Genomic DNA, 21,343 nt, shown 5'->3' on the forward strand with positions numbered 1-21,343 from the left:
AATACTTATAGTGTTGTCAGCGAGTTAGCTGCTTTGTTAATCTAATCCGGTGCAAAAGTTGAAAGATTTTTTAGCTGTTCAGGTCTGTGTAGGGCGATCCATTTCGACCTTATTCATTAAATAAGGATAGATTAGACCGTGATTTCAAAATCTTGTTTGGTGCCAGAAATGCAAACTATTGCCGATAGTTTTTGGCATTATTCGGAACAGGTTTATTCAAGACCTGAAGTGAAGAAGCTGTGTTTATGGTTACAAGAGCAACACACCCGTAACGTAAACTTACTGCTGTGGTTGAGCTTTTGCCAACAGCAACGCTGGACAGTTAATTTAGAGTTATTGCTCACCCAAATTAAACATAGCGAACAGAAAATTACCGAGTTCCGCCGCCATCGCAAAAAGATGAAGCTCTACCTCAGTGAAACTCAATACCAGCTGTTACTTAAACACGAACTTAAGCTTGAACGCCGCCAACAACAATTATTAGTGCTCAGCCAGCAGCGCCACCCAGGCCAACAAACTGCCGACGTAGCCTTAACTAACTACCTAAATCAGGCTGATGCATCAGCCCAGTATTTAGCCACAATGAACTTAGCCATTCTGGACAGCAAGTTGCAGCATTAACTAAGCCCTTAACTAGGCTGAGGTATCAGCCCAGAAAATTGCCACTATGGACTCAGTCACTATCAACTAGCTCAAGGTTAACTTGGTTATACTCGAGTTAGTTCTGATGCTGGTACAAGGTTTTGTATAAGCCGCTTTGTTCAATTAGTTGCTGATGTTCACCGACTTGGCTAATGGCGCCGTCATCTAATACGTAAATTAGATCAGCTTGTTTAATCGCACTTAAACGATGAGCAATAATTAAGGTGGTTCGCTGGTCTAAAAAGCCTTGCAGGTTGCGGTGTAGTTTAGCTTCAGTATCAGTATCTAAGGCCGATGTCGCTTCATCCAGCACCACTACTTGAGGTTTAGCTAAGATCATTCTTGCAATCGCGAGGCGCTGCTTTTGTCCTCCCGAGAGCCGTACGCCACTTCTGCCCACTAGAGTGTCTAGGGTATCGGGCAGTTTTTCTACGGTGGTTTGTAGCTCGGCAATTGCCAGCGCTTGCCACAGTTCTTCATCACTGTGTTGGCGGCCCATGTTGAGGTTTTCTCGCACCGAGGTATTAAACAAAATAGGCTGCTGCAAAACTGTTGAAATATTGCTGCGGATTGTGGAGTACCCGACTTTTTCTATGGGAGCTTGATCTAGCAGTATTTGCCCGCTGTCTTTTTGGTAAAGCCCAAGTAGCAGGTTCACTAAGGTCGATTTACCTCCGCCACTGACCGACACCACTGCGACTTTTTTACCCGCAGGCAGGGTTAGGCTTATGTCTTTTAGTACTGGGGATTCTGCTGAATAGCTGAAGTTTACGTTCTTAAACTCAATATCAAAGTTTTGCTGCTTAGCAAAAGGGTCTACTTCGCAAGGGTAGTGTGGCTCCTGTTTTAGCTCAAACAGTTGGTTCAAGCGCGCTAATGCTGCATTGGCGCTAAAGTAGCTGTACTGAATGCTTAATATTTCTTGTACCGGTCCCATCATGAACCACAAGTAGCCAAATACCGCGAAGATTTGCCCTACGGTTAAATCAGAGAAAACCACCATTAACATGGCGATAGCGCGAAAAACTTCAAAGCCAACCAGGAAGATAGTAAAGCTAAGGCGATTAACCGCATCGGTTTTCCAATGAGAGGCAATGGCGTGATCTTTTAACTCACCAGCGGCGCTAATTACTCGCGAAAAGTAATGGCCTTCACGTTGGGTTGCGCGTAGTTGCTGAATACTGTCTAAGGTTTCAATTAAGGCCAGTTGGAAGGCTTCAAAGGCGGCATTTTCTTTCTTTTTTAGCTCTTTAACATGGCTACCAAAAGAGCGAGAAAAGTAGATAACGGCTGGATTCAGCAGCAAAATGATGAGTCCTAGCTGCCAATCAATCCACAGTAAGATTATCGCGGTGCCAACAATGGTAAGTAAAGCCACTAAAAACTTAGATAGGCTTTCACTAATAAACTTATCTAGGGTTTCTACGTCGGTGATACAGCGGGCACTAATTCCGCCTGAGCCTTGGGTTTCATATTCGCGCAGCTCAACCTTGGGCAGGTGATCTACAAGGCGCTGGCGAATTAGAAAGCTAATTTGCTTACCGATAAAGGTAAACTGCCTAGCTTGCAGCACGCCAATCACTAAAGACGATAAGCGCAAGCAAACGACCACCGCAAGAATCGACAGAATATAAGCTGTGGCGGTATGCCAAGCTTCTGGCAGCACTTGTTGTAATACTTCTATGGCTTTGCCCGGTTTTTCCAGTAGCACTTCATCAACCAGCAAAGGCATCATCAGTGGAATAGGTACGCTAACTAGCGTAGCCATAATGGCAATTAGGTGGGCATACACTAAGGGCTTTTTATAGTGGAAAATTTGTTGGCGAATTGTTGCCCACGTAAAGGCAGCCGAGGGGGCGTTTGAATGCATAATCTAAATAAGAATCTTTTTCATCTGTAATTGGGCAAGTCTACGGAGACTGAGATGAAAAAGCTAGAGGCTGCAAACATTCTGGCTTGCAGCAGGTTTGGCTAGTTGCAGTAAGAAGTTAAGTCTTACTCTTCGCTAGTATCAATATCGCTGGCTTTTTGCGCCTTTTTCTGGCGAATAATCGGTGCATCACCCATCTCGGTGCCCGCTGCAAAGGTTTTATTGGTTTTAACCTTAGGCTTGCTAGTTTTGGCTTTTGGTTTGCTCTTAGCTTTTTGGCTATTTTTATTAAAGCTAGGTTTAGTGTTTTTAGCGCGTAAGCCTTTAAACTTGGCAGCTAAGCCTTCTAAGCTAATAAATTCCACTTTTTGCTCAAGCAAGGCTTCTAAGCTTTTAAAGCTATACCAATCTTTTGGCCCAACTAAAGAATATGCCTGCCCAAGATTACCTGCACGGCCGGTTCGACCAATGCGGTGCACGTATTCTTCTACGTGTTTGGGCATGTCGAAGTTGATCACGTGAGAGACTTGCACAATATCAAGGCCGCGTGAGGCGAGGTCGGTGGTAAACAATACCTTTTGGTGGCCACGGCTAAACTCGTCCATGATCTTGTTGCGCGCGCCTTGGTTTAAATCTGCGTTTAATGCCGAGCAACTTAACCCTTGCTCGCTAAAGGCATCGGCGAGGCGCTGGGTGTCGGCACGAGTTGCGGTAAACACAATGGCTTGTTTAAGCGAATCTTGTTTGAGTATCTCAGCAAGTTGCGCTTGTTTGTGATCGAGGTGGTCACTTAACAAAAACTGCTGATTAATGTCCTGGTGCTGGGTAAAGCTAAAGCCTACAGCAATGCGTTCTGGCTCATTGAGTAGTTCAAGCGCGAAAGAGTTAATCGCAGCATCATCTAAGGTGGCTGAAAACATCAAGGTTTGGCGTTTACGGTGATTAGCGGCTTTATTAACAAAGTTAAGCTGTTCAGCAAAACCTAGATCGAGCATACGGTCTGCTTCGTCGAGGATCAGTAGCTCAAGCCCATCTAAAAATAAGTGGCGCTTGCTTAAGTGATCGGCCAAGCGACCTGGGGTTGCTACTACTACTTGTGGATCTTTACGTAGCAACTTACTTTGATCGTTAAAGTTTTCTCCGCCGGTGATAAGGCAAGCGCGGGTTTGTGTATTAGCAATTAGCAGACGAAGTTGAGCAAATACCTGCTTAGCCAGTTCACGGGTGGGCGTTAAAATTAGTGTGCGCGCATCACGCTTAGAGAGAGCTCGCGTTTTTAGCATTCGCTGCATGGCTGGCAGCAAATACGCTAAGGTTTTACCTGAACCTGTTTTAGATGATGCCAGTAGATCTTTGCCTACCATTGCTGCGGGAATTGCCCGAGCTTGGATCTCGGTGGTTTCACTAAAGCCAAGGTGTTCAATGGTTTTGTTTAGGCGGGGATCTAAGCCCAGTTCAGAAAACTGCAAGTTGTTACTCTCTTCAAAGGTATGTGATTGAGATTATAACCGTAAATCAACGGGCTCACATTAAGGATTCGAGCTTAATTAGTTTGCTTAGGCAACAATTCAATTTTTTTGCGGTAAAACTCCAAGTAATTATGAAAATGTTTACCCCCTAAGCCATTTTAAGCTTAGTTATTGATTTATAGCATAACAGTATAAAAAACAGGGACTTTTACTTGCCTAAGTAGGACGGGCTTGCCATAGTTGAAGCTGCAAGGATGAGCTTTAGCAAAGGATAGGTAATGGCTGGTATTTCCGAAAGGGCTGCTGATTCAAAGCGGCGATTTTCGTTTCATATTCATCTAGTTAGCGTGATGATTTTAATGTTGATTACCAGCGGTCTGGTGATTGGCACACTTAACTATTTTCACACCAGCGATATTGTCGCCGAGAATCAAGCCAGAGCTTTAGAGCAAGTTGGCCGGGCTACGGTATCAGAACTTGAAGGGGTGATGTTTCCGGCGCAAAACTTTGTGCATAGCTTGGCGGCAATGAACTTGGATATGTCGCAGCTTAACAACAGCCAACGTAGTTGGTTACCTATGTTGTATTCAAGCTTAAGCCAACAGCGCGGGCTATCAGCGGTTTATATGGGTTACGCCAACGGTGATTTTTACTTGGTGCGTCCATTAGATACCTTGGAAAAACGCCAGATGGTGAGTGCGCCTATTGGCTCAGTGGTATTAGTGACAAAAATTGTAAATGGTCAGTCGAGTAATCTATTTTACGATAGTGAATTGATGCCTATTCGTGACCAAATAGAGCGCCATTATCAGCTAGATCCCCGTGAACGCCCTTGGTATCAACTCGCAGTAAATAGTCCCGGCATTGTTGCTACCGATCCCTATATTTTTTACACCACCAAAGAAGTGGGCGTGACCTTTGCTCATGCCAACAAAGAGCGCAATATGGTGGTGGGTGCCGATCTTACTTTAGCCAGTGTTTCTGAAAGTTTAAATAAGAATAAACTCAGCGAGTCATCGTTACTGGTGATGTTCAATAGTGAATATTCGGTGTTAGCACATCAGCAAGCCTCGTGGATTGCTGATAACTTACAAGTCACTGAAGAAGAAGTTATTTTACCGCGCTTAGACAAACAAAATTTAGGCGTTCTTTCTCAGTTTTCTGGCCATTCTGGTGAAGCAGATGGCGGCAGTTTTATCATTAATGGTGAGCATGAATCTTGGATTGGCCAAATCATCGAACTCACCTTGGAGGTTAATGCTGATAGGGAGAATGTAAAAATTGATAAGTTGTTTTTAGGTTTGGCTTCACCGGAAAATGAAATATTAATGGATGCGCGAGCCGCGCGTGACCAATCAGTTATTTTTAGTATTTTCATTGTACTTATTTCAATACCTATCGCTTGGTATGTGTCTCGCTTGGTGGCTAAGCCTTTGCGTGAATTAATGAATCAAAATGAAGCGATAATGGCCTTCGATTTTGATGCCACTAAGCAAGTCAATTCGGTGGTGTTAGAGGTGCATCAGTTAAGCCGTATTACCGAGCAGCTTAAGAAAACCATCAAACAGTTTTCAGATGTCTCCACCATGTTGGGGGAAGAAGACAACTTTGGTCGCTTGCTCGAGAAAAGTGTTCAAGAAATGCAAACTATCTTGAATATGGAGCAAGGAGCAATTTGGCTGAAGAACGACCAGCTGTTTGAGTTGCAAACCCAAGCTCCAGAGGGTTTCGGCCTGCCGCAAACCTTTACCTATGCCGATACCTTAAATCAGCCCTTAGTGAAGCACTTGCTCGATACCACCACTAGTTCAGCCACTAAGTTTGCTAGCTTAGAATACCAAGGTCAGCCACTAAACTTGGTGGTATCCCCACTGATTAACCGTGAGAATAAACTGGTAGGCATGATAGCCACCTTTAGCCATCACCAAGCCAATGTGTCGCCACGGGTATTATCATTTATCGACGCGTTAAGCAGCGTGGTAACAATTGCCATAGAAAATCGTCACTTGATTGAATCTCAAAAGCATTTGTTAGAAGCCTTTATCAAGCTCACTGCTGGAGCGATTGATGCTAAGTCTCCTTATACAGGTGGCCATTGTCAGCGGGTTCCAGAGCTAACTAAGATGCTGGCTAATGCCGCGGTAGAGCAGCAAGACGGGATATTTGCTGATTTCAGTATGAATGAAGCGCAATGGGAAGAGTTGCACATTGCCAGTTGGTTGCACGACTGCGGTAAGGTCACCACACCTGAATACGTGGTGGATAAAGCCACCAAGTTGGAGACCATTTACGACCGAATTCATGAAGTTCGCATGCGCTTTGAAGTGCTTAAACGCGATGCTCAGCTTAGCTATTGGCAGCAGGTGGCTAGCGGTGTGCCAGAAGAGCAGCAACAAGATCTGCAAGAGCAGTTAAACCAGCAGTTAGCGAGCTTAGATGAAGAGTTTGCCTTTGTGGCAAAATCTAACATTGGTGGTGAGTTTATGGGCGCAGAAGATATTGAGCGCATAAAACAAATAGGCCAACGAACTTGGCAGCGTACCATTGACGACAGCTTGGGTTTATCCCACATGGAGCTTGACCGTCGCGCTTCGAAAAGTGTTAGTTTGCCAGCGACTGAAAAATTATTGGATGATAAACCTGAACATATTATCCATCGTCGTGAAGACGAGATAATTGATGCTGATAACCCTTGGGGCTTTAAACTTAAGGTTCCTGAGCACAAGTATAATCGCGGAGAGTTATACAATTTGAGTATTGCTCGTGGCACGCTTAGTGAAGAAGAGCGTTACAAGATTAACGACCATATTGTACAAACGATTATTATGTTAGAAAAATTACCCTTCCCGCACCATTTAAGAAGGGTGCCGGAAATTGCTGGTGGTCATCATGAAAAAATGGATGGTACTGGTTATCCAAAACAGCTCACCAAAGAGCAAATGCCAACCACTGCAAGAATGATGGCGGTGGCAGATATCTTTGAAGCCTTAACTGCAGTAGATAGGCCTTATAAAAAAGGAAAAAGCTTGAGCCAGTCGCTTCGAATTATGCGCTTTATGTGTGACGACAAACATATTGATGCCGACATATTCAGGCTATTTTTACACTCTGGAATTTACCTCGATTATGCTAAGGCGTTCTTAAAACCAGAGCAAATAGACGAGGTAAATATTAACGACTATTTACCCGACCAAGCCTAGGGTCACTAGACCCTAGTCTCCAACAACAATATTTCGTCCAGCATCTTTGGCGTTATAGAGCAGCTCATCGGCTCTGTTGAGCTGCGCATCTAAATGCTCTTCTAGGTTGTTGGTTACGCCAATGCTCACGCTAATCGACAATGGAGTTTCATCGTAAATAAACTCTGTAGTAGCAACTTGTTCACGGAAAGCATCGAGCAGTTGATAGGCTTGTTCGTTGCTAAGCCCCGCCATTGCCACACTAAATTCTTCGCCGCCAGTTCGAGCGAACAAGAAATTGGCTAAACCTGTTTTTAACAAACTAGAGAAGTGAATTAATACTGCATCGCCAGCTTCGTGGCCATATTGATCGTTAAACTTTTTAAAGTGATCAATATCGAGTACCGCTACTGCCAGTTGAGAGTTTTTATCCTCGGCTTTTTGATGCAGTTTACGGCCATGTTTAATGAAGAATCGACGGTTAGGAATAGAGGTTAAATAATCTTGGTAGGCGGCTTTTTCTAGCTTTTCTACTAGCGCTAAGGTGTGCAGGCTGTGATTAACCCGACATTGAAACTCTTCAATAGAGAAAGGCTTGTGCAAGTAATCGTTAGCACCGTTTTTAATGAACTTACTTGATACGGTGGCATTGTCGGCGGAGGATAAACCAAGAATGCTTATCCGTCGCTGGCCCATTTCGTGGCGTACTTTTTGAACCAGCTGGAAACCATCCATATTCGGCATCTGATAATCACTAATTAGCAGCTTAATGTCTGGATCATCTTGTAAATGCTGGAAGGCTTCCTGTCCGTCGTTGGCTTCAATTACTTGGAATAGGTGACGCTTTAACAAGCCACAGATGTGTTTTCTGGCTAGCTCTGAGTCTTCGGCAACCAGTACTTTGGTATTTTGGTTTAGGTAGAGTTGATTTAGGGTGTCAAAGGCTAACTCGTAGGAATAGCGACCTTCTTTCAGCACATAGTCAACTACGCCCTTAATGATTAGTAGTGATTGGGTTTGTTCATCAAATGAGCCTGAAAGCACTACGGTGGGAAGTTTTTTTTCCAATAAATAGTCAATAAGCTCCCCGTTTGGCGCGTCGGGCAAATTGAAATCTGCCAGTGCCGCAAAGAAGCTATCGGGTTCGGCGCTGTACAATTGCTTGGCTTGTTCTAAGCTGGAGGCAAATACTGGCTCAAGCTGATTCAAGCGCGAAGACAAATGGCTGAGAATTTTTAGTACCGTTGGGCTGTCTTCTACAATAAGAATTTTCTGCATAGCTTGCTTTCCTAAAAACTCACTTGATTATTGTGCTTTGGGTCAAATAAAGCTGAACTTTAAAAAACTAATATAACAAATTAACTGTTTGATGCAGCGCAGTTTTTTTAATAAGTAATAACAAAAATGCACTAAGCCTTATTGTTTTTTAGGCGCTAATTACAATTGTAGATGGATTTATGCGTGCTGGTTTTGTTTAATCGATCAGACGTGAATATGGTCACTGATTGTTTCCTTAAGGAGGAAGTGTGTACTGGGCTGAATTTTTAACCGTGGTTGTGGTGCATTTGTTAGCGGTGGCGTCACCGGGACCAGACCTAGCCGTAGTGCTAAAAAATAGCATTTCTCTCGGGCGTAGAGCGGCTATATTTACTTCCCTTGGTGTAGGCTGCGGGATTATGGTTCATGTGATTTATTCGGTGTTGGGCATCGGGCTAATCATCTCTCAGTCGATTTGGCTATTTAACGTGATTAAGTGGTTAGGCGCTGCCTATCTAATTTGGATCGGTATTCAAGGTTTGCGAGCAAAGTGTCGGGATGGCGCCGACATTGAAGCCGATACAGGCCTTAAACTTAGCGATAAAAGTGCCTTTTTAAGTGGTTTTATGACTAACGGTTTAAACCCTAAAGCGACCTTGTTTTTCCTATCATTATTTACTGTGGTTATTAGCCCTAGCACACCAATGCTAGTGCAGTTAGGCTATGGTTTATATATGGTTTTTGCTACAGCCTTGTGGTTTGCCATGATCTCTTGGCTGTTTAGTACGGCTCGGGTTCGCCGCAAGTTTTTGCAAGTAGGGCACTGGTTTGATCGCAGTATGGGTTTTGTTTTAGTGAGTTTGGGAATTCGTTTGCTTTTTAGTAGTCGAAACTAATAGGCATCATCAAAGACGCGGGAGAACTATGAAGGCAGCCACAAGGATAGGGCAATTAAAAATGCGTTGGCAGCAAGCGACTGCTTGGCAAAAAGCCGGGGTGTATTTTGTTATAGCTTTTATACTTTATGTTGTGCTGTCACTAAGCTTGCTACCTTGGGTGATCAAGCAACAAGTTGAAAAGCAGTTAACCCAGCTCACGGGTCACTCGGTTACTCTGCAACAAGCAGACTTTCATCCTCTCAAGCTTTCGTTAACGCTGCGTCACTTTGCCATTAAAGAACTGGATGAACAGCAAGCTCAGCCTTTGGCAAGTTTCGAGCGCCTCTATGTAGATTTCACTTTAAGTTCTTTATTTTACTGGAGTTGGAATTTTGATGCCTTAGAGCTAGATGGCTTGTTCTTCCACCTTAGCCGCTTAAAAAGCGGCGCGCTAAATATAGATAGCCTATTCCCAAGCACTGCTGAAGAGCAAAACGCAGAGCCAGAAAGCAGCGAACAAGCTAGCGTTCCCCGCTTGCGGGTTACGCAGTTTATGCTGCGTAATGCTCAGTTAAAGCTGAGTGATTACTTGCCAGAGCAAGCGGTCGATTTCTCGATCTCTAGTTTCGATTTATTGCTGAATGACTTTTACACCCAGAAAACTGGTGATGGCGCCAATGCCTATAGTATCGAGGCGCAAGTTGGTGAACGTGGTCGTTTGTCTTGGAGCGGAGCAGTAGATTTGCCAGCTTCGCAGGTATCAGGGAGTTTCGCCTTAGAAGAATTTCAGTTGCCGCGCCTTTTTGCTTTTTTACGACCTTACACCGATTTACGAATTAGCCAAGGAGCGGTAACGCTTAGCACCGATTACTTAATTGATTACCAACAACAGTTTCAGTTTGTTACTGAACAAGGGCTGCTGAGTATTGATCAATTTGAGCTGAGCGCTTTTGAGGATACTCGCGCTAAGTTCGAACAGCTCTCACTCAATAACATCGTTTTTGATTTGAATCAGCAACATCTGAGCTTAGGGGATATAGGCCTCAACCAAGGTTTACTCAGCGCTAACTTTGATAAGCATTCCCAACTAGATTGGCTATCTTGGTTGCATTTCGACAAACTGGCCGTTGAGACTCAAGACCCGAATGATGCAGAGCAAGGGGATAAATCATCTGCTATTGAAGAGGATGTTCAGGATACACAAGCTGCTAGTGAGGATTCGCCCTTTGTACTTAGTCACAACAGCATTCAAGTGAATGACTTTGAACTAAAGCTGGGGGAAGCTTGGTTAGGTACCGCCAAAAAACACCAACTGTTGATACAAGCGCTTAGCCTTGGAGGTTTCTCTAGTGATATGCAGCAAACCACTGAAATAGCGCTTGATGCACGTTTGTACAAGCAGACTCCAGTTAATGCAAAGCTAGCTTTTAGTGGTCCAGAGCAGCGTTTAAGCGGTCAAGTAAGCCTTAGCCAACTGGCGCTAAGCCAACTAGAAAAATGGTATTCCCCCTTTGTTCGACTAGATATAAACAGTGGGCAATTGGCTTTAAGCAGTGAGCTAGATATGCAGCTCGCAGACAGTTTTACGCTCACTTCCTCCAAAGGGCGCTTAGCTTTGTCGCAAATCAATCTGGCCGTGCCAGAGCAAGCTGAAAACTCCCATTGGTTGGCGGCTAATGATCTTGTCGCCGACGGCATTAATGTCGACTTAACCAAGCAAACCGTCGATATTGCGAGCATTAGCAGTGAAGCCTTAGAGTTTATTGTCAGCCTTGATGAACAAGGTAATTTGGACACGCTTGAACACCTAGGATTTGCAGTAAATAACAACAGTGAACAAAGCGATACAGAAATTGAGCCTGAGCAGCTAAGTAATCTAGCTCTTGAGTCTGAGCCAATTAGTGCTGATGAAGCCAGTGAAATTTCCTTAGAAAAGCAGGTTAAGTCAGAACTTGAGCAAGATACTTTAGCAGCAGAAGAATCTGACGAAAGTGAGTTTGAAGAGCAATCCGGATGGTTGGTTAATATTGGCCAATTAAGCGCAGCTGATTCGCGTTTTAGTTTGAGCGAAGCTTATTCAGGGCAGATGCTTAATCACCAACTGAAAGCGCCTTTAATTGAGGTTTCTAATATACGTTCTGATTTAAGCTCTGCGATGAGTATTGTTGCTGACTTGCAAGCTGAGCAGGGCGGGGATATTGCGATAAGTGGTGAAATTGCGCTTGCCGATAAACAAGCAGAGTTAAACCTTAAAGCAAGCCAATTTGGCTTAGCCTTTTATCAAGCCTACTTGGCGCAATACACCGAACTAAAACTTGAGTCGGCCAAATTTAACACCGACATGCAAGTACAACTAGATTGGCAAGAGCAATTTGCACTGGCGTTAAAAGGCCCTCTCAGCATTGAAACGCTGCATCTAAAAGATGCTAGGGCGCAGTCTGATTTACTAAAATGGTCTGAGTTTAATCTTAGCCAATTAGATTTAGATACTCGCCAACGACGCCTTGCTTTGGGTGAACTTAACTTTATTCAACCCTACTTTTTAATCGAGATATCAGAAGACTTTTCCACTAATTTGGCGGGGATCGTAAAATCACCTGAGGCAAGTGAAACCAAGCTTGAACAGCCAACAGAAGAACTTGATGAACAGGCTATTAAGCCAGAAAATAGTCAGTCAGCAAGCTGGCAAATAAGTATTGCGCAAACCCAGTTTAGCCAAGGTTTAGTGGATTTCGCGGATTACTCTTTAGATCCTAATTTTGCCGCCAAAATAGAAAAGGTGGCGGGTAAAATTGGCAGCTTAACTCAAGACCCTAGCCAGCCTGCTGAAGTGAGCTTAAGTGGAGAAGTGGACGGCTATGCTCCAGTAACTTTTGGCGGCGAAATTGCGCCTCTAGCTGCAGAACCTGCTTTCGACGCTGCGCTTGATTTTAAACACTTGGAGCTTACTCGCTTAAACGCTTATTCGGGTACCTATGCAGGCTATGTGATTGAGCGAGGGCAAATGTCTTTAGCTTTAGCTTACAAGCTAAAACAGAGTCAGTTGCAGGGCAGTAATCAAGTGTACATTGAACAGCTACAGTTGGGTAAACGCACTAACAGTGAGAAGGCAACTTCATTACCGGTGGAGCTTGCTATTGCCTTGCTAGAAGATGATCAAGGCGTTATTGACCTAGGTTTGGAAGTGAGCGGTGATGTTAACGACCCCGACTTCAATGTTGGCGGATTGGTAATGAAAGCCTTAGGCGGCGCACTTAAAAAAATTGTGACATCTCCCTTTGCTTTAATCGGCTCTTTAATTGGCAGTGATGAAACCTTAAATGAAGTGAGCTTTGTTGCAGGCAGCAGTGAGATTGAGCAGCAACAGCTTACTCAACTGGGCCAATTGGCCGAAGGACTAAAAAAACGTCCACAGCTAAAAATTGCCTTAGTTGGCTCCATCGACCCCGCTCAAGATATTCCAGCTCTCAAAAGACAGGCTCTTGCTAAGCAGCTTAATCAACAGGCTAATTTAGATATTGCGCCACAAGATATTAGCTTAAGTGCAGTACTAGAGAATCGCAGTTTGCGAACCGCTTTAGTTAACTTGGCTCAAGTAAATATTGAAGAAGCAAGCCGTAATGAAGACCGCCAGCAGCTCACTCAAAGCTTACAAGAGCAAGAGCTACTTAGCCCCGAGCGTTTAAATCAAGAATTACATAGCTTGTGGTATCAGCGCTTAGTAGACCAACAAACCCTTAATGATGGTGATTTAGAAAGTTTTGCAGAGCAGCGTGCCATTGCGGTGAAAGATGTGCTCACCGAACAAAACGAACTGGCCATTGACCGGGCCTTTGTGCAACGCCAAGCATTAGACAAACAAAGCGGTAAGATGCTGGTAACCTTAAGTATTATTGCCGATTAATCGCGAAAGCTTGTTTTAAACCCTGTTCGGGCGATAATGCCACTGATTTTGTAAGGAAAAGCTGTATGCAAAAGCTCCGACTCGTGGCCGAACACAACGATTTTATAGTGGTAAATAAACCTAGCGGAATTAACTTTCATACCGAGTCTGGCGAGTTGGGGCTGGTTGAATTGGCACGCCAGCAATTCGCCATAGAGTTATGGCCGGTGCATCGCTTAGATAAGTTAACCTCTGGCTTATTATTACTAGCAAAAAACAAATCGGCGGCCGCGCGTTTTCAAGAACTGTTTAGCCAAGGTTTAGTCAACAAATATTACCTAGCCTTAGTCTCTAACAAACCTAAGAAGAAACAAGGCTTAATAAAAGGCGATATGCTAAAAGCGCGTAACGGCAGTTGGAAGCTCGGGCATAGTAGTGATAACCCCGCCATTACTCAGTTTTTTAGCTTCGCCCTGTTACCAAAACGCCGTTTGTTTTTGTTAAAGCCCCATACCGGTCGTACCCATCAATTGCGGGTTGCCCTTAAAAGTTTAGGCGCACCAATATTAGGTGATGCTCGTTATGGCGGTGAGCCGGCAGAGCGGGGCTATTTACATGCCTTTGGCCTGCAGTTTAATTGGGGTGAGCAATCACTGCATTTTACGGCTTTAGATAACCTTGATGGTGATTTTGAGCGTTTTGAAATAGCAGAAAAAATTGCCAGTTTAACCAAACCTTGGGAAGTGGCCTTTCCGCAACTTAAAGGTAGTTGATGGCATTGCTTAGAATTGTCGATTTTAAGCAAAAAAAAGAGCCGCTAATGCGGCTCAAAGGTTAGGGTCTGTTGAACTTTTCTGATGGTTTTTGCAGCAATTTATTAGCCATTTAGGCAAGGCAGTGAGTGTGCAGTTAAGTGAGCTTAATAATCACTCGCTAACGCTGAATAAATGGCTAAGAAATGCTGCCCGAAGGGTTCAGATAAGCGAACTTTACTCTTTGTTAAGCACTTCTTGCTTAGCCCACTAGGCTTTTAAGTGCTCGCCGCGATTAAAGCCCGCTTATCTCGAACAAAATTTCAACACCAAAGATCAACAGCCCCTAAGGATAATATTAGGCTTCTTTGGCCGAATTTAGTCTTGTTGTGTCATCTAACTCTTCATCCAAATCATCTTCACCAATGCCTTTTAGTTTGGCAATCAGCAGCCCAGTAATGACTAACGTAGTAACCACTCCGGCCACGGTTGAGATAGTCATCGGCAATCCAAAGCCCAGCGTGCTTGAGTTTAGGATAAAGGTCACTACAACTGTTGTCATAAACATCGCCGGAACAGTGGTTATCCAGTGGAATTTATCATTGCGTAGCAAGTAAGCGGTGGCCGTCCATAACATCATCACTGCAGTGGTTTGGTTAGCAAAACCGAAGTAGCGCCAAATAACCCCAAAATCTACTTGGGTAAGAATGCCGCCGATGATGAAAATAGGTAGCGCAATCAATAAGCGATTTTTAACCGGTTTTTGAGAAAGGTTAAAGTACTCGGCCAAAATTAAACGGCTTGAACGAAATGCAGTATCGCCAGAGGTGATAGGTAAAATAACCACTCCCAAGAAAGCCAAGATGCCGCCAAATACACCTAGTAGACCAAAGGAAGCATCGTAAACCACTTTACCTGGGCCACCGTTAGCTACTGCAGCTTGTAAACCTTCCATCGAGTTGAAGAACGATAAAGCGATAGCACACCAAATTAAGGCAATAACACCTTCACCAATCATTGCGCCATAAAATACAAAGCGACCATTTTTCTCGTTCTCTACACAGCGCGCCATTAACGGTGACTGAGTGGCATGAAAACCAGAGATAGCGCCACAAGCAATAGTAATAAACAGGGCTGGCCACAATGGTAAGTCGTTCGGGTTCATGTTAGTGAACATTTGGCTAACTTCAAAGTTGCCCATTACTTGGTGTTCACTAGAGAAAGCTACAGCGGTAATAAGCCCTACCGACATAAAAATAAGTAGCGCGCCAAATAGTGGGTAGAAACGACCGATAATTTTGTCGATGGGGACGATGGTAGCGATGATGTAGTAAACAAAAATTAGGCTAACCATAGTGCCTAAACCAAGGCTTAAACCCGCTTGGTCGTTAATCAGGTTGGTCAACATGCCTGCAGGAGCGGAAACAAACACCACACCAACTAACAGCAGCAAAACAATCGCAAAAATGTTCATAAAGTGACGGGCGCTTTTTCCTAAATAGCGACCAGATAGAGCGGGGACTGAAGCGCCGCCATTACGAACTGACAACATGCCAGAGAAGTAGTCGTGGGTTGCGCCTGCAAAAATACAGCCAACCACAATCCATAACATGGCTGCTGGGCCGTAAAGGGCGCCCATAATTGGACCAAAAATTGGCCCCACGCCTGCAATGTTAAGTAATTGGATTAAATAAACTTTTTTCTTCGACATCGGCACGTAATCAACGCCATCTTGCTTGGCATATGCCGGGGTTTGTCGTTGTTCTTTAATGCCAAATACCTTTTCTACAAAGGCACCGTAAATGAAGTAGCCGCCGAGCAACGCTGCGACGCAAAATAGAAACCAAAGCATGTCATCCTCTCAGTACTTAGTTGTAATCGAGGCCAGTATATTTAATCCAAAATGAGCAAACAGTAGCAGCTTGAGTGAGTGGTATTATTTAGTGTTTAGTGGTCGAAATAGCACTTAAGTGGTGTTGATGAAATTAACACTTTTATAAGCCAAAATGCTCTTTAATCGACTTAAAGTAGCGGCGGCTTACTGGCAGCTGTTCGCCACTTTTGGTGAACAATACTGCGCCACCATTGTCTTCTAGGGATATTTCAGAGATCGCTTCTACATTCACCAAGTGTTGGCGGTGGCAGCGTAATAAAGGCGATTTATCTTCTAATACTTTTAGGGTGAGCTGAGTGTGATAGCTGCCATTTTCGGTGGCAACATGCACCCCACTTAGATCGCTAGAAGCATGCTCTATATCTTCCAAACGTATTAGTTTTACCCGTTGTTGGTAGTAGCAGGGAATTAAGCGAAGTTGCTGTTCTTTGAGCATGTGTTGATAGCGGTGGTGCGAGCCTGCGTCAGTGACTTCGGGCTGGCTATCTGGCAGGCGCTCTTTTAAGCGTTTTATGGATTTACATAGGCGTGTTGGGTCGATGGGTTTAAGCAAATAGTCCACCGCATTTTGCTCAAAAGCATCTAGCGCAAATTGATCGTAAGCCGTCACAAATACAATGGCTGGCGCATTATCGCTATCAATCATGTTGGCGAGCTCTAAACCGCTAATTTGCGGCATTTCTATATCTAAAAACAATACCTCGGCTTGGAGTTGCTTAAGGTGTTTTAAGCATTCGATGGCATTACCAAATTGCGCGACGACTTCAATTTCTGGGTAACTTTGCAGCATCTCTTGCAGTTCATCTCTGGCCAAGGGTTCATCGTCAACAATGATTGCTCTCATTTATTTTGCTCCTCGGGCAGTGAGATGATAACGCGGGTATATTGGTTCAGCTGGCACTCTACTTGTAGCGCGAATGAGGTGCCAAAGGCATTGCGTAAGCGGGTATCGACAATGTGCATGCCTAAGCCTTCGCTGGTGGCTTGTTCTGGTTTTTGATAAAGACCTGCATTGTCTTCCACAACCAGCTGTTTCACTCCATTGCTTACGCGGCTATAAATGGTGATTTCACCGGTTTCAAGCAAATGAGCGGTGCCGTGTTTAATGGCGTTTTCGACTAAGGGCTGCAAGGTAAAGGTGGGCAACTCCAAGTGCATAAACGATTCATCAATATCTTGTTTAATCACCAGCCTATCGGCAAAGCGCACTTGTTCAATATGCAGGTAAGCATTCACATGTTCCAGTTCCACGCTGACCAAACTACTTTGCTGGTTACGCTTTAAATTAATTCGCAAGAACAAGGCTAAATCGGCAATTAGTAGGCGGGCAGAGCTGGCATCCCGTTTTACCACGGCACTAATGGTATTTAAGGCATTGAACAAAAAATGCGGATTAATTTGTGCCCGCGCCAGTTTTAGCTCTGCTTCTGTGAGTAGCTGTTGTTGCTGTTGTACGTGGCTGTCGCGCAGCTGTTCGGCAATCACCTTAGCAATACCTTCACCTAGCGCGCGGTTAATGTGCAGAAACAAACGACGCTTCGATTCGTACAATTTCACGGTGCCAATCACATCGTTCTCGCTACCACGAATAGGCACCACCAAGGACGAACCCAGTGGGCATTTATCACTTGAGCTGCATTGGTAGGGCTCTTCTACACCGTCGGCAAATACCACCCTGTTTTCATTAATCGCTTGGTAGGTTTGTTTTGAAGAAATAGGCCGACCGGCATGATGGTGGTCGCTGCCCATGCCTTTAAAAGCCAATACTTGTTGGGTATCAGTTATTGCCACCGCTGATACGCCGGTTTCTTCATGGATTATATTGGCAATACGAACCGCGTCTTCTTGTTTAAAGCCTTGGTGAAAAATACCCACCATACGCTGGGCGAGGTTAAGCGCCTTGGCCGAAGAGTGACTACTAAATTTGTCGTATAAACGGCGACGGTCTCTAATCATCATCATGAATAGCGCAGCACCTACAGAGTTAGCTAATACCATGGGCAAGGCTATAACTTCGACCAAAGCTAGCGCTTGCTCAAAGGGCTTAGCAATTAGCAGAATTAGCAGCATTTGTAGGGTTTCGGCGATCAGTGTCGCGACAAAAGCAATGGTTGGTGAAAACAGATGTTCGTTGTGTAGGCTACGTCTGCGGATCCACAGGTGAAATAAACCGCCAACTAAGCCCTCTAAGGTGGTTGATACCGCGCAAGCGACATCGGTGAACCCGCCCATAAAATAGCGGTGCATACCGCCAGTAAAACCTACCAATAAACCAAGTACTGGACCACCAAACAAACCACCGAGTACTGCACCCACTGCTCGAGTATTGGCAATGGCATCGTCAATGGCTAAACCAAAGTTAGACCCTAGAATACAAAAGCCGGAAAACAGGCAATAAATGGTGAGGGTATTAGGTAAGCGTGGCGATAAATTAGTGAGTGGAAGAAAGGCTGGCGTTTTACTTAACAGGTAAGCAATCACCAGAAAAACGCTCATTTGTTGGGCTAAAGATAATAGCAGGGAAAAATCACTCAATATCATCAGCTATTAAAGCCTCGCTAGTTGGCGAAAGGATATCTGGCATTCAACGTAGATAGCAGCATATTAGCATACTGTTTGTCGCAACTAATAGGACTTACCAAAATCACTGGTAATGCTCTTAACAAGCTGGTAACGCTTGACTGCTTGCAAATGGTGTAAGCACTGGTATTGTGATGGGTTTCTATAATAATTAATCCCGCAACGGGAAAGGAAATGTGTGGCTAAATCTGCCACCGGAGTAACAGAGCAAATGCAAAAAGATCCAATTAACGATATTCATATTTCGTCAGAACAAGTATTAATCACCCCAGAACAGTTACGTGAGAAGCTTCCTGCTTCAGAAGAAGCACTGCAATTTGTATTGCAATCACGTAAAACTATCGCTGATATTTGCCACAAACGTGACTCACGTTTATTGGTAATTACTGGCCCTTGTTCTATCCACGATTTAGAACAGGCAAAAGAATATGCTGCACGCCTGAAGAAACTGCACGATCAATATAGCGATCGCCTATTTATCGTTATGCGAGTTTATTTTGAGAAGCCTCGTACAACCGTAGGTTGGAAAGGTTTCATTAACGACCCGCACATGGACAACTCTTTTGATGTTGAAACTGGCCTGCACAATGCGCGTGAATTGCTAACTTGGACTGCTGAGCTAGGTTTACCTGTTGCCACTGAAGCACTGGATCCAATTAGCCCGCAATACCTATCAGAATTATTCTCTTGGGCTGCGATTGGCGCACGTACTACTGAGTCGCAAACTCACCGCGAAATGGCCAGTGGCTTGTCTATGCCAGTGGGCTTTAAAAATGGTACCGACGGCAACCTAGGCACAGCCATTAATGCTATGCAATCTGCTGCTCACTCGCACCGTTTCATGGGTATTAACCAACAGGGCCAAGTATCTTTACTACAAACCCAAGGTAACCCAGACGGTCACGTAATTTTACGTGGTGGTAAACAGCCTAACTATGATTCAGTAAACGTAGCCTTAGCTGAGCAAGCGATGGAAAAAGCCGGTCTAGAGCCTAAATTGGTTGTTGACTGTAGCCACGCTAACTCAAGCAAAAATCACGAACTTCAACCATTGGTTGCCGCTAACGTGATTAATCAAATTGAAGAAGGCAATAAGTCAATCATTGGCTTAATGTTAGAAAGCAACTTGGAAGCGGGTAACCAACCAAGTGAAGCACCTAAATCTGCACTAAAATACGGTGTATCGGTTACCGATGCATGTATTGACTGGACATCTACAGCAACACTGTTAGAGAAGATGTTTAACGATCTTGGTGATAGCTTAGCCAAGCGCTTGGCAAAATAATAACGGAAACAACATGGTTCAAGCTCTTAATCTTTTACGTGACCAAATTGATGAAGTGGATCAGCAGCTTCTTGATTTGTTACAGCAGCGTATTCAGTTGGTGCATAAGGTAGGCGAAGTAAAAACGCAGCATGGCTTACCTATTTACGCACCGGACCGCGAAGCCGCGATGTTGGCTAAGCGTCGTGCCGAAGCTGAAAACAAAGGTGTACCGCCAGCCTTAATTGAAGACGTATTACGTCGGGTTATGCGCGAGTCGTATACCAGTGAAAAAGACAGTGGTTTTAAAACAATAAATCCAGAGCTTGGCAACATTGTGGTGATTGGTGGCCGCGGGCAGTTAGGGCGTTTGTTCGTGCAAATGTTTACTTTGTCCGGCTATCAAGTAGACGTTATTGGCAAAGAAGACTGGCACAAAGCGCCGGAGCTATTTGCTAGCGCTGGCTTAGTATTGGTGTCGGTGCCGATTAATCTTACAGAAACGGTAATTGCCCAATTGGGCAACTTGCCAGAAAACTGCGTATTAGCCGACATCACCAGTATTAAGTCTGCGCCGCTTAACAAAATGTTAGCTGTGCACAAAGGCCCTGTAGTGGGTTTGCATCCCATGTTTGGCCCTGATGTACCTAGTCTTGCTAAGCAAGTGATTGTTTACGCCGACGGTCGTGGTGGTGAACAGTATCAATGGCTGTTGCAGCAGATGGGCATTTGGGGTGCACGCTTACATGCGGTAGAAGCTGAAAGCCACGATAAAGCGATGACTTTGATTCAGTCTTTACGTCACTTCACTTCGTTTGCCTATGGCATGCATTTGTCGCAAGAAGATGCCGACTTAAAACTGTTATTGGATTTAAGTTCACCTATCTATCGCTTAGAGCTTGCTATGGTAGGGCGCTTGTTTGCGCAGTCTCCTGATTTATATGCCGATATTATTATGGCGTCTGATCAGAGTGCTGCCATGATCAAACGTTACCATCAACACTTCGGTGAGTTGGTAGAGTTAGTTGAGAATAAAGATCGCGCAGGCTTCATCGCTGCTTTTGAGCGGGTGAGTGAATGGTTTGGCGATTATTCTGAAGAGTTCTTAAAAGAAAGCCGCAGTTTACTGCAACAAGCTAACGACAGCCGACGCTCTTAGGCGGGTTTGTTAGCCACTAGCCAGTCTTAGGACTGGCTTTTTTATGTCGGTAACTCTTAAAGCGGTTATTTCATTAAAGGTGATTTTCGACTGCCGCTTGCTGCTCATATTCAGCTATTTTTTGTTTTAGCCAGCTCAATGCTTCATCTTTTTCAGCAAATATCTGCACGGTTTCACCCGCTTGAATATAGATTTGGCTTAAATGCCATTTGGCGAGCTCGGGTACGCTGGCATGGGTAAGGATTAAGGCAGTGGCAACTCGGCCACGCTGCTTTTCAACTTTTAACCACTCAATTAATTGCTTTGCTGCATCTTCGGTATAAAAGGTTTCACCATGAAAAGTCGCAACAACGCCCCAAGGGGAGTCTAATAGTTGGTCTAATATGGGAGCGGCAGCGCTGCCGCTGTCTTCCATTTGTTCGAGATTCCAAGGGCCTGTACCCTCAATCTCCATAATCTGTCCATTAAGCGAAAACTCAATAGAACCGTGTGCTTCTCGCAATGTCGTCTCCCGCA

Annotated in this window: 14 protein-coding genes; 7 read left to right on the top strand and 7 right to left on the bottom strand. The window is 44.4% G+C overall.

The genetic code is table 11. From position 1 onward, the window contains the following. Window positions 1-138 precede the first annotated feature (138 nt). Window positions 139-621, top strand: coding sequence for a DUF2390 domain-containing protein (locus G6R11_RS05600; RefSeq protein WP_163132105.1), 483 nt, complete (start codon window positions 139-141; stop codon window positions 619-621). Window positions 622-718: 97 nt separating this feature from the next. Here G6R11_RS05600 and G6R11_RS05605 read toward each other — a convergent pair whose 3' ends face one another. Together G6R11_RS05605 and G6R11_RS05610 are read right to left on the bottom strand one after the other, a co-directional pair. Continuing rightward, window positions 719-2,512 carry an ABC transporter ATP-binding protein gene (locus G6R11_RS05605; protein ID WP_163132106.1) on the bottom strand — a complete coding sequence of 598 codons (1,794 nt, stop codon included), beginning with the start codon at window positions 2,510-2,512 and terminating at the stop codon, window positions 719-721. A 125-nt stretch (window positions 2,513-2,637) separates the two neighbouring features. Then, window positions 2,638-3,981 (bottom strand): DEAD/DEAH box helicase, encoded by a 1,344-nt coding sequence (locus G6R11_RS05610; RefSeq protein ID WP_163132107.1) that lies wholly within the window; start codon window positions 3,979-3,981, stop codon window positions 2,638-2,640. A 278-nt stretch (window positions 3,982-4,259) separates the two neighbouring features. On the opposite strand from G6R11_RS05610, the gene G6R11_RS05615 reads away from it, so the two are divergent. Then, window positions 4,260-7,181 carry an HD domain-containing phosphohydrolase gene (locus G6R11_RS05615; protein ID WP_163132108.1) on the top strand — a complete coding sequence of 974 codons (2,922 nt, stop codon included), beginning with the start codon at window positions 4,260-4,262 and terminating at the stop codon, window positions 7,179-7,181. Window positions 7,182-7,193: 12 nt separating this feature from the next. On the opposite strand, the gene G6R11_RS05620 is transcribed toward G6R11_RS05615, so the two are convergent. Continuing rightward, window positions 7,194-8,438 carry a diguanylate cyclase gene (locus tag G6R11_RS05620; protein ID WP_163132109.1) on the bottom strand — a complete coding sequence of 415 codons (1,245 nt, stop codon included), beginning with the start codon at window positions 8,436-8,438 and terminating at the stop codon, window positions 7,194-7,196. Window positions 8,439-8,686: 248 nt separating this feature from the next. Here G6R11_RS05620 and G6R11_RS05625 point away from each other — a divergent pair, with 248 nt between their 5' ends. The 3 genes from G6R11_RS05625 (at window position 8,687) to G6R11_RS05635 (ending at window position 13,951) form a co-directional block, all read left to right on the top strand. Beyond that, the gene (locus G6R11_RS05625) at window positions 8,687-9,313 is read left to right on the top strand and encodes a LysE family transporter (protein ID WP_163132110.1); all 627 of its coding nucleotides are present in this window, start codon (window positions 8,687-8,689) and stop codon (window positions 9,311-9,313) included. A gap of 61 nt (window positions 9,314-9,374) precedes the next feature. After that, complete coding sequence (locus G6R11_RS05630) at window positions 9,375-13,199, top strand: DUF748 domain-containing protein (RefSeq protein WP_163132111.1); 3,825 nt, start codon at window positions 9,375-9,377, stop codon at window positions 13,197-13,199. Between the two features lie 65 nt (window positions 13,200-13,264). Beyond that, on the top strand, window positions 13,265-13,951 hold the full coding sequence (locus G6R11_RS05635) for a TIGR01621 family pseudouridine synthase (protein WP_163132112.1): 687 nt from the start codon (window positions 13,265-13,267) through the stop codon (window positions 13,949-13,951). 337 nt (window positions 13,952-14,288) lie between these two features. Here the strand turns inward: G6R11_RS05635 and G6R11_RS05640 are convergent, their stop codons facing one another. The 3 genes from G6R11_RS05640 to G6R11_RS05650 form a co-directional block, all read right to left on the bottom strand. After that, window positions 14,289-15,782 (bottom strand): carbon starvation protein A, encoded by a 1,494-nt coding sequence (locus tag G6R11_RS05640; RefSeq protein ID WP_163132113.1) that lies wholly within the window; start codon window positions 15,780-15,782, stop codon window positions 14,289-14,291. Window positions 15,783-15,924: 142 nt separating this feature from the next. Continuing rightward, on the bottom strand, window positions 15,925-16,668 hold the full coding sequence (btsR, locus tag G6R11_RS05645) for a two-component system response regulator BtsR (RefSeq protein WP_163132114.1): 744 nt from the start codon (window positions 16,666-16,668) through the stop codon (window positions 15,925-15,927). After that, a complete protein-coding gene (locus tag G6R11_RS05650) occupies window positions 16,665-18,365 on the bottom strand; it encodes a sensor histidine kinase (protein WP_163132115.1) in 1,701 nt (566 codons plus the stop codon). Before G6R11_RS05650 ends, btsR begins: the two co-directional genes overlap by 4 nt. A gap of 250 nt (window positions 18,366-18,615) precedes the next feature. Between G6R11_RS05650 and G6R11_RS05655 the strand changes: the two genes are divergently transcribed. After that, complete coding sequence (locus tag G6R11_RS05655; RefSeq protein WP_163132435.1) at window positions 18,616-19,689, top strand: 3-deoxy-7-phosphoheptulonate synthase; 1,074 nt, start codon at window positions 18,616-18,618, stop codon at window positions 19,687-19,689. A 13-nt stretch (window positions 19,690-19,702) separates the two neighbouring features. Further along, window positions 19,703-20,827: a bifunctional chorismate mutase/prephenate dehydrogenase gene (tyrA, locus tag G6R11_RS05660; protein ID WP_163132116.1), complete on the top strand. Its 1,125-nt coding sequence runs from the start codon at window positions 19,703-19,705 to the stop codon at window positions 20,825-20,827. Window positions 20,828-20,900: 73 nt separating this feature from the next. Here tyrA and G6R11_RS05665 read toward each other — a convergent pair whose 3' ends face one another. Next, the gene (locus G6R11_RS05665) at window positions 20,901-21,329 is read right to left on the bottom strand and encodes a hypothetical protein (RefSeq protein WP_163132117.1); all 429 of its coding nucleotides are present in this window, start codon (window positions 21,327-21,329) and stop codon (window positions 20,901-20,903) included. Between the last annotated feature and the right edge of the window lie 14 nt (window positions 21,330-21,343).

Source organism: Agarivorans sp. Alg241-V36, assembly GCF_900537085.1.
Classification (GTDB): domain Bacteria; phylum Pseudomonadota; class Gammaproteobacteria; order Enterobacterales; family Celerinatantimonadaceae; genus Agarivorans.

What these genes read in the sequence shown, in the direction of transcription:
- tyrA (WP_163132116.1), top strand. Translation starts at nt 19,703, where the DNA reads ATGGTTCAAGCTCTTAATCTTTTACGTGACCAAATTGATGAAGTGGAT.
- G6R11_RS05615 (WP_163132108.1), top strand. Translation starts at nt 4,260, where the DNA reads ATGGCTGGTATTTCCGAAAGGGCTGCTGATTCAAAGCGGCGATTTTCG.
- G6R11_RS05630 (WP_163132111.1), top strand. Translation starts at nt 9,375, where the DNA reads ATGCGTTGGCAGCAAGCGACTGCTTGGCAAAAAGCCGGGGTGTATTTT.
- btsR (WP_163132114.1), bottom strand. Translation starts at nt 16,668, where the DNA reads ATGAGAGCAATCATTGTTGACGATGAACCCTTGGCCAGAGATGAACTG.
- G6R11_RS05620 (WP_163132109.1), bottom strand. Translation starts at nt 8,438, where the DNA reads ATGCAGAAAATTCTTATTGTAGAAGACAGCCCAACGGTACTAAAAATT.
- G6R11_RS05640 (WP_163132113.1), bottom strand. Translation starts at nt 15,782, where the DNA reads ATGCTTTGGTTTCTATTTTGCGTCGCAGCGTTGCTCGGCGGCTACTTC.
- G6R11_RS05655 (WP_163132435.1), top strand. Translation starts at nt 18,616, where the DNA reads ATGCAAAAAGATCCAATTAACGATATTCATATTTCGTCAGAACAAGTA.
- G6R11_RS05635 (WP_163132112.1), top strand. Translation starts at nt 13,265, where the DNA reads ATGCAAAAGCTCCGACTCGTGGCCGAACACAACGATTTTATAGTGGTA.
- G6R11_RS05650 (WP_163132115.1), bottom strand. Translation starts at nt 18,365, where the DNA reads ATGATATTGAGTGATTTTTCCCTGCTATTATCTTTAGCCCAACAAATG.
- G6R11_RS05605 (WP_163132106.1), bottom strand. Translation starts at nt 2,512, where the DNA reads ATGCATTCAAACGCCCCCTCGGCTGCCTTTACGTGGGCAACAATTCGC.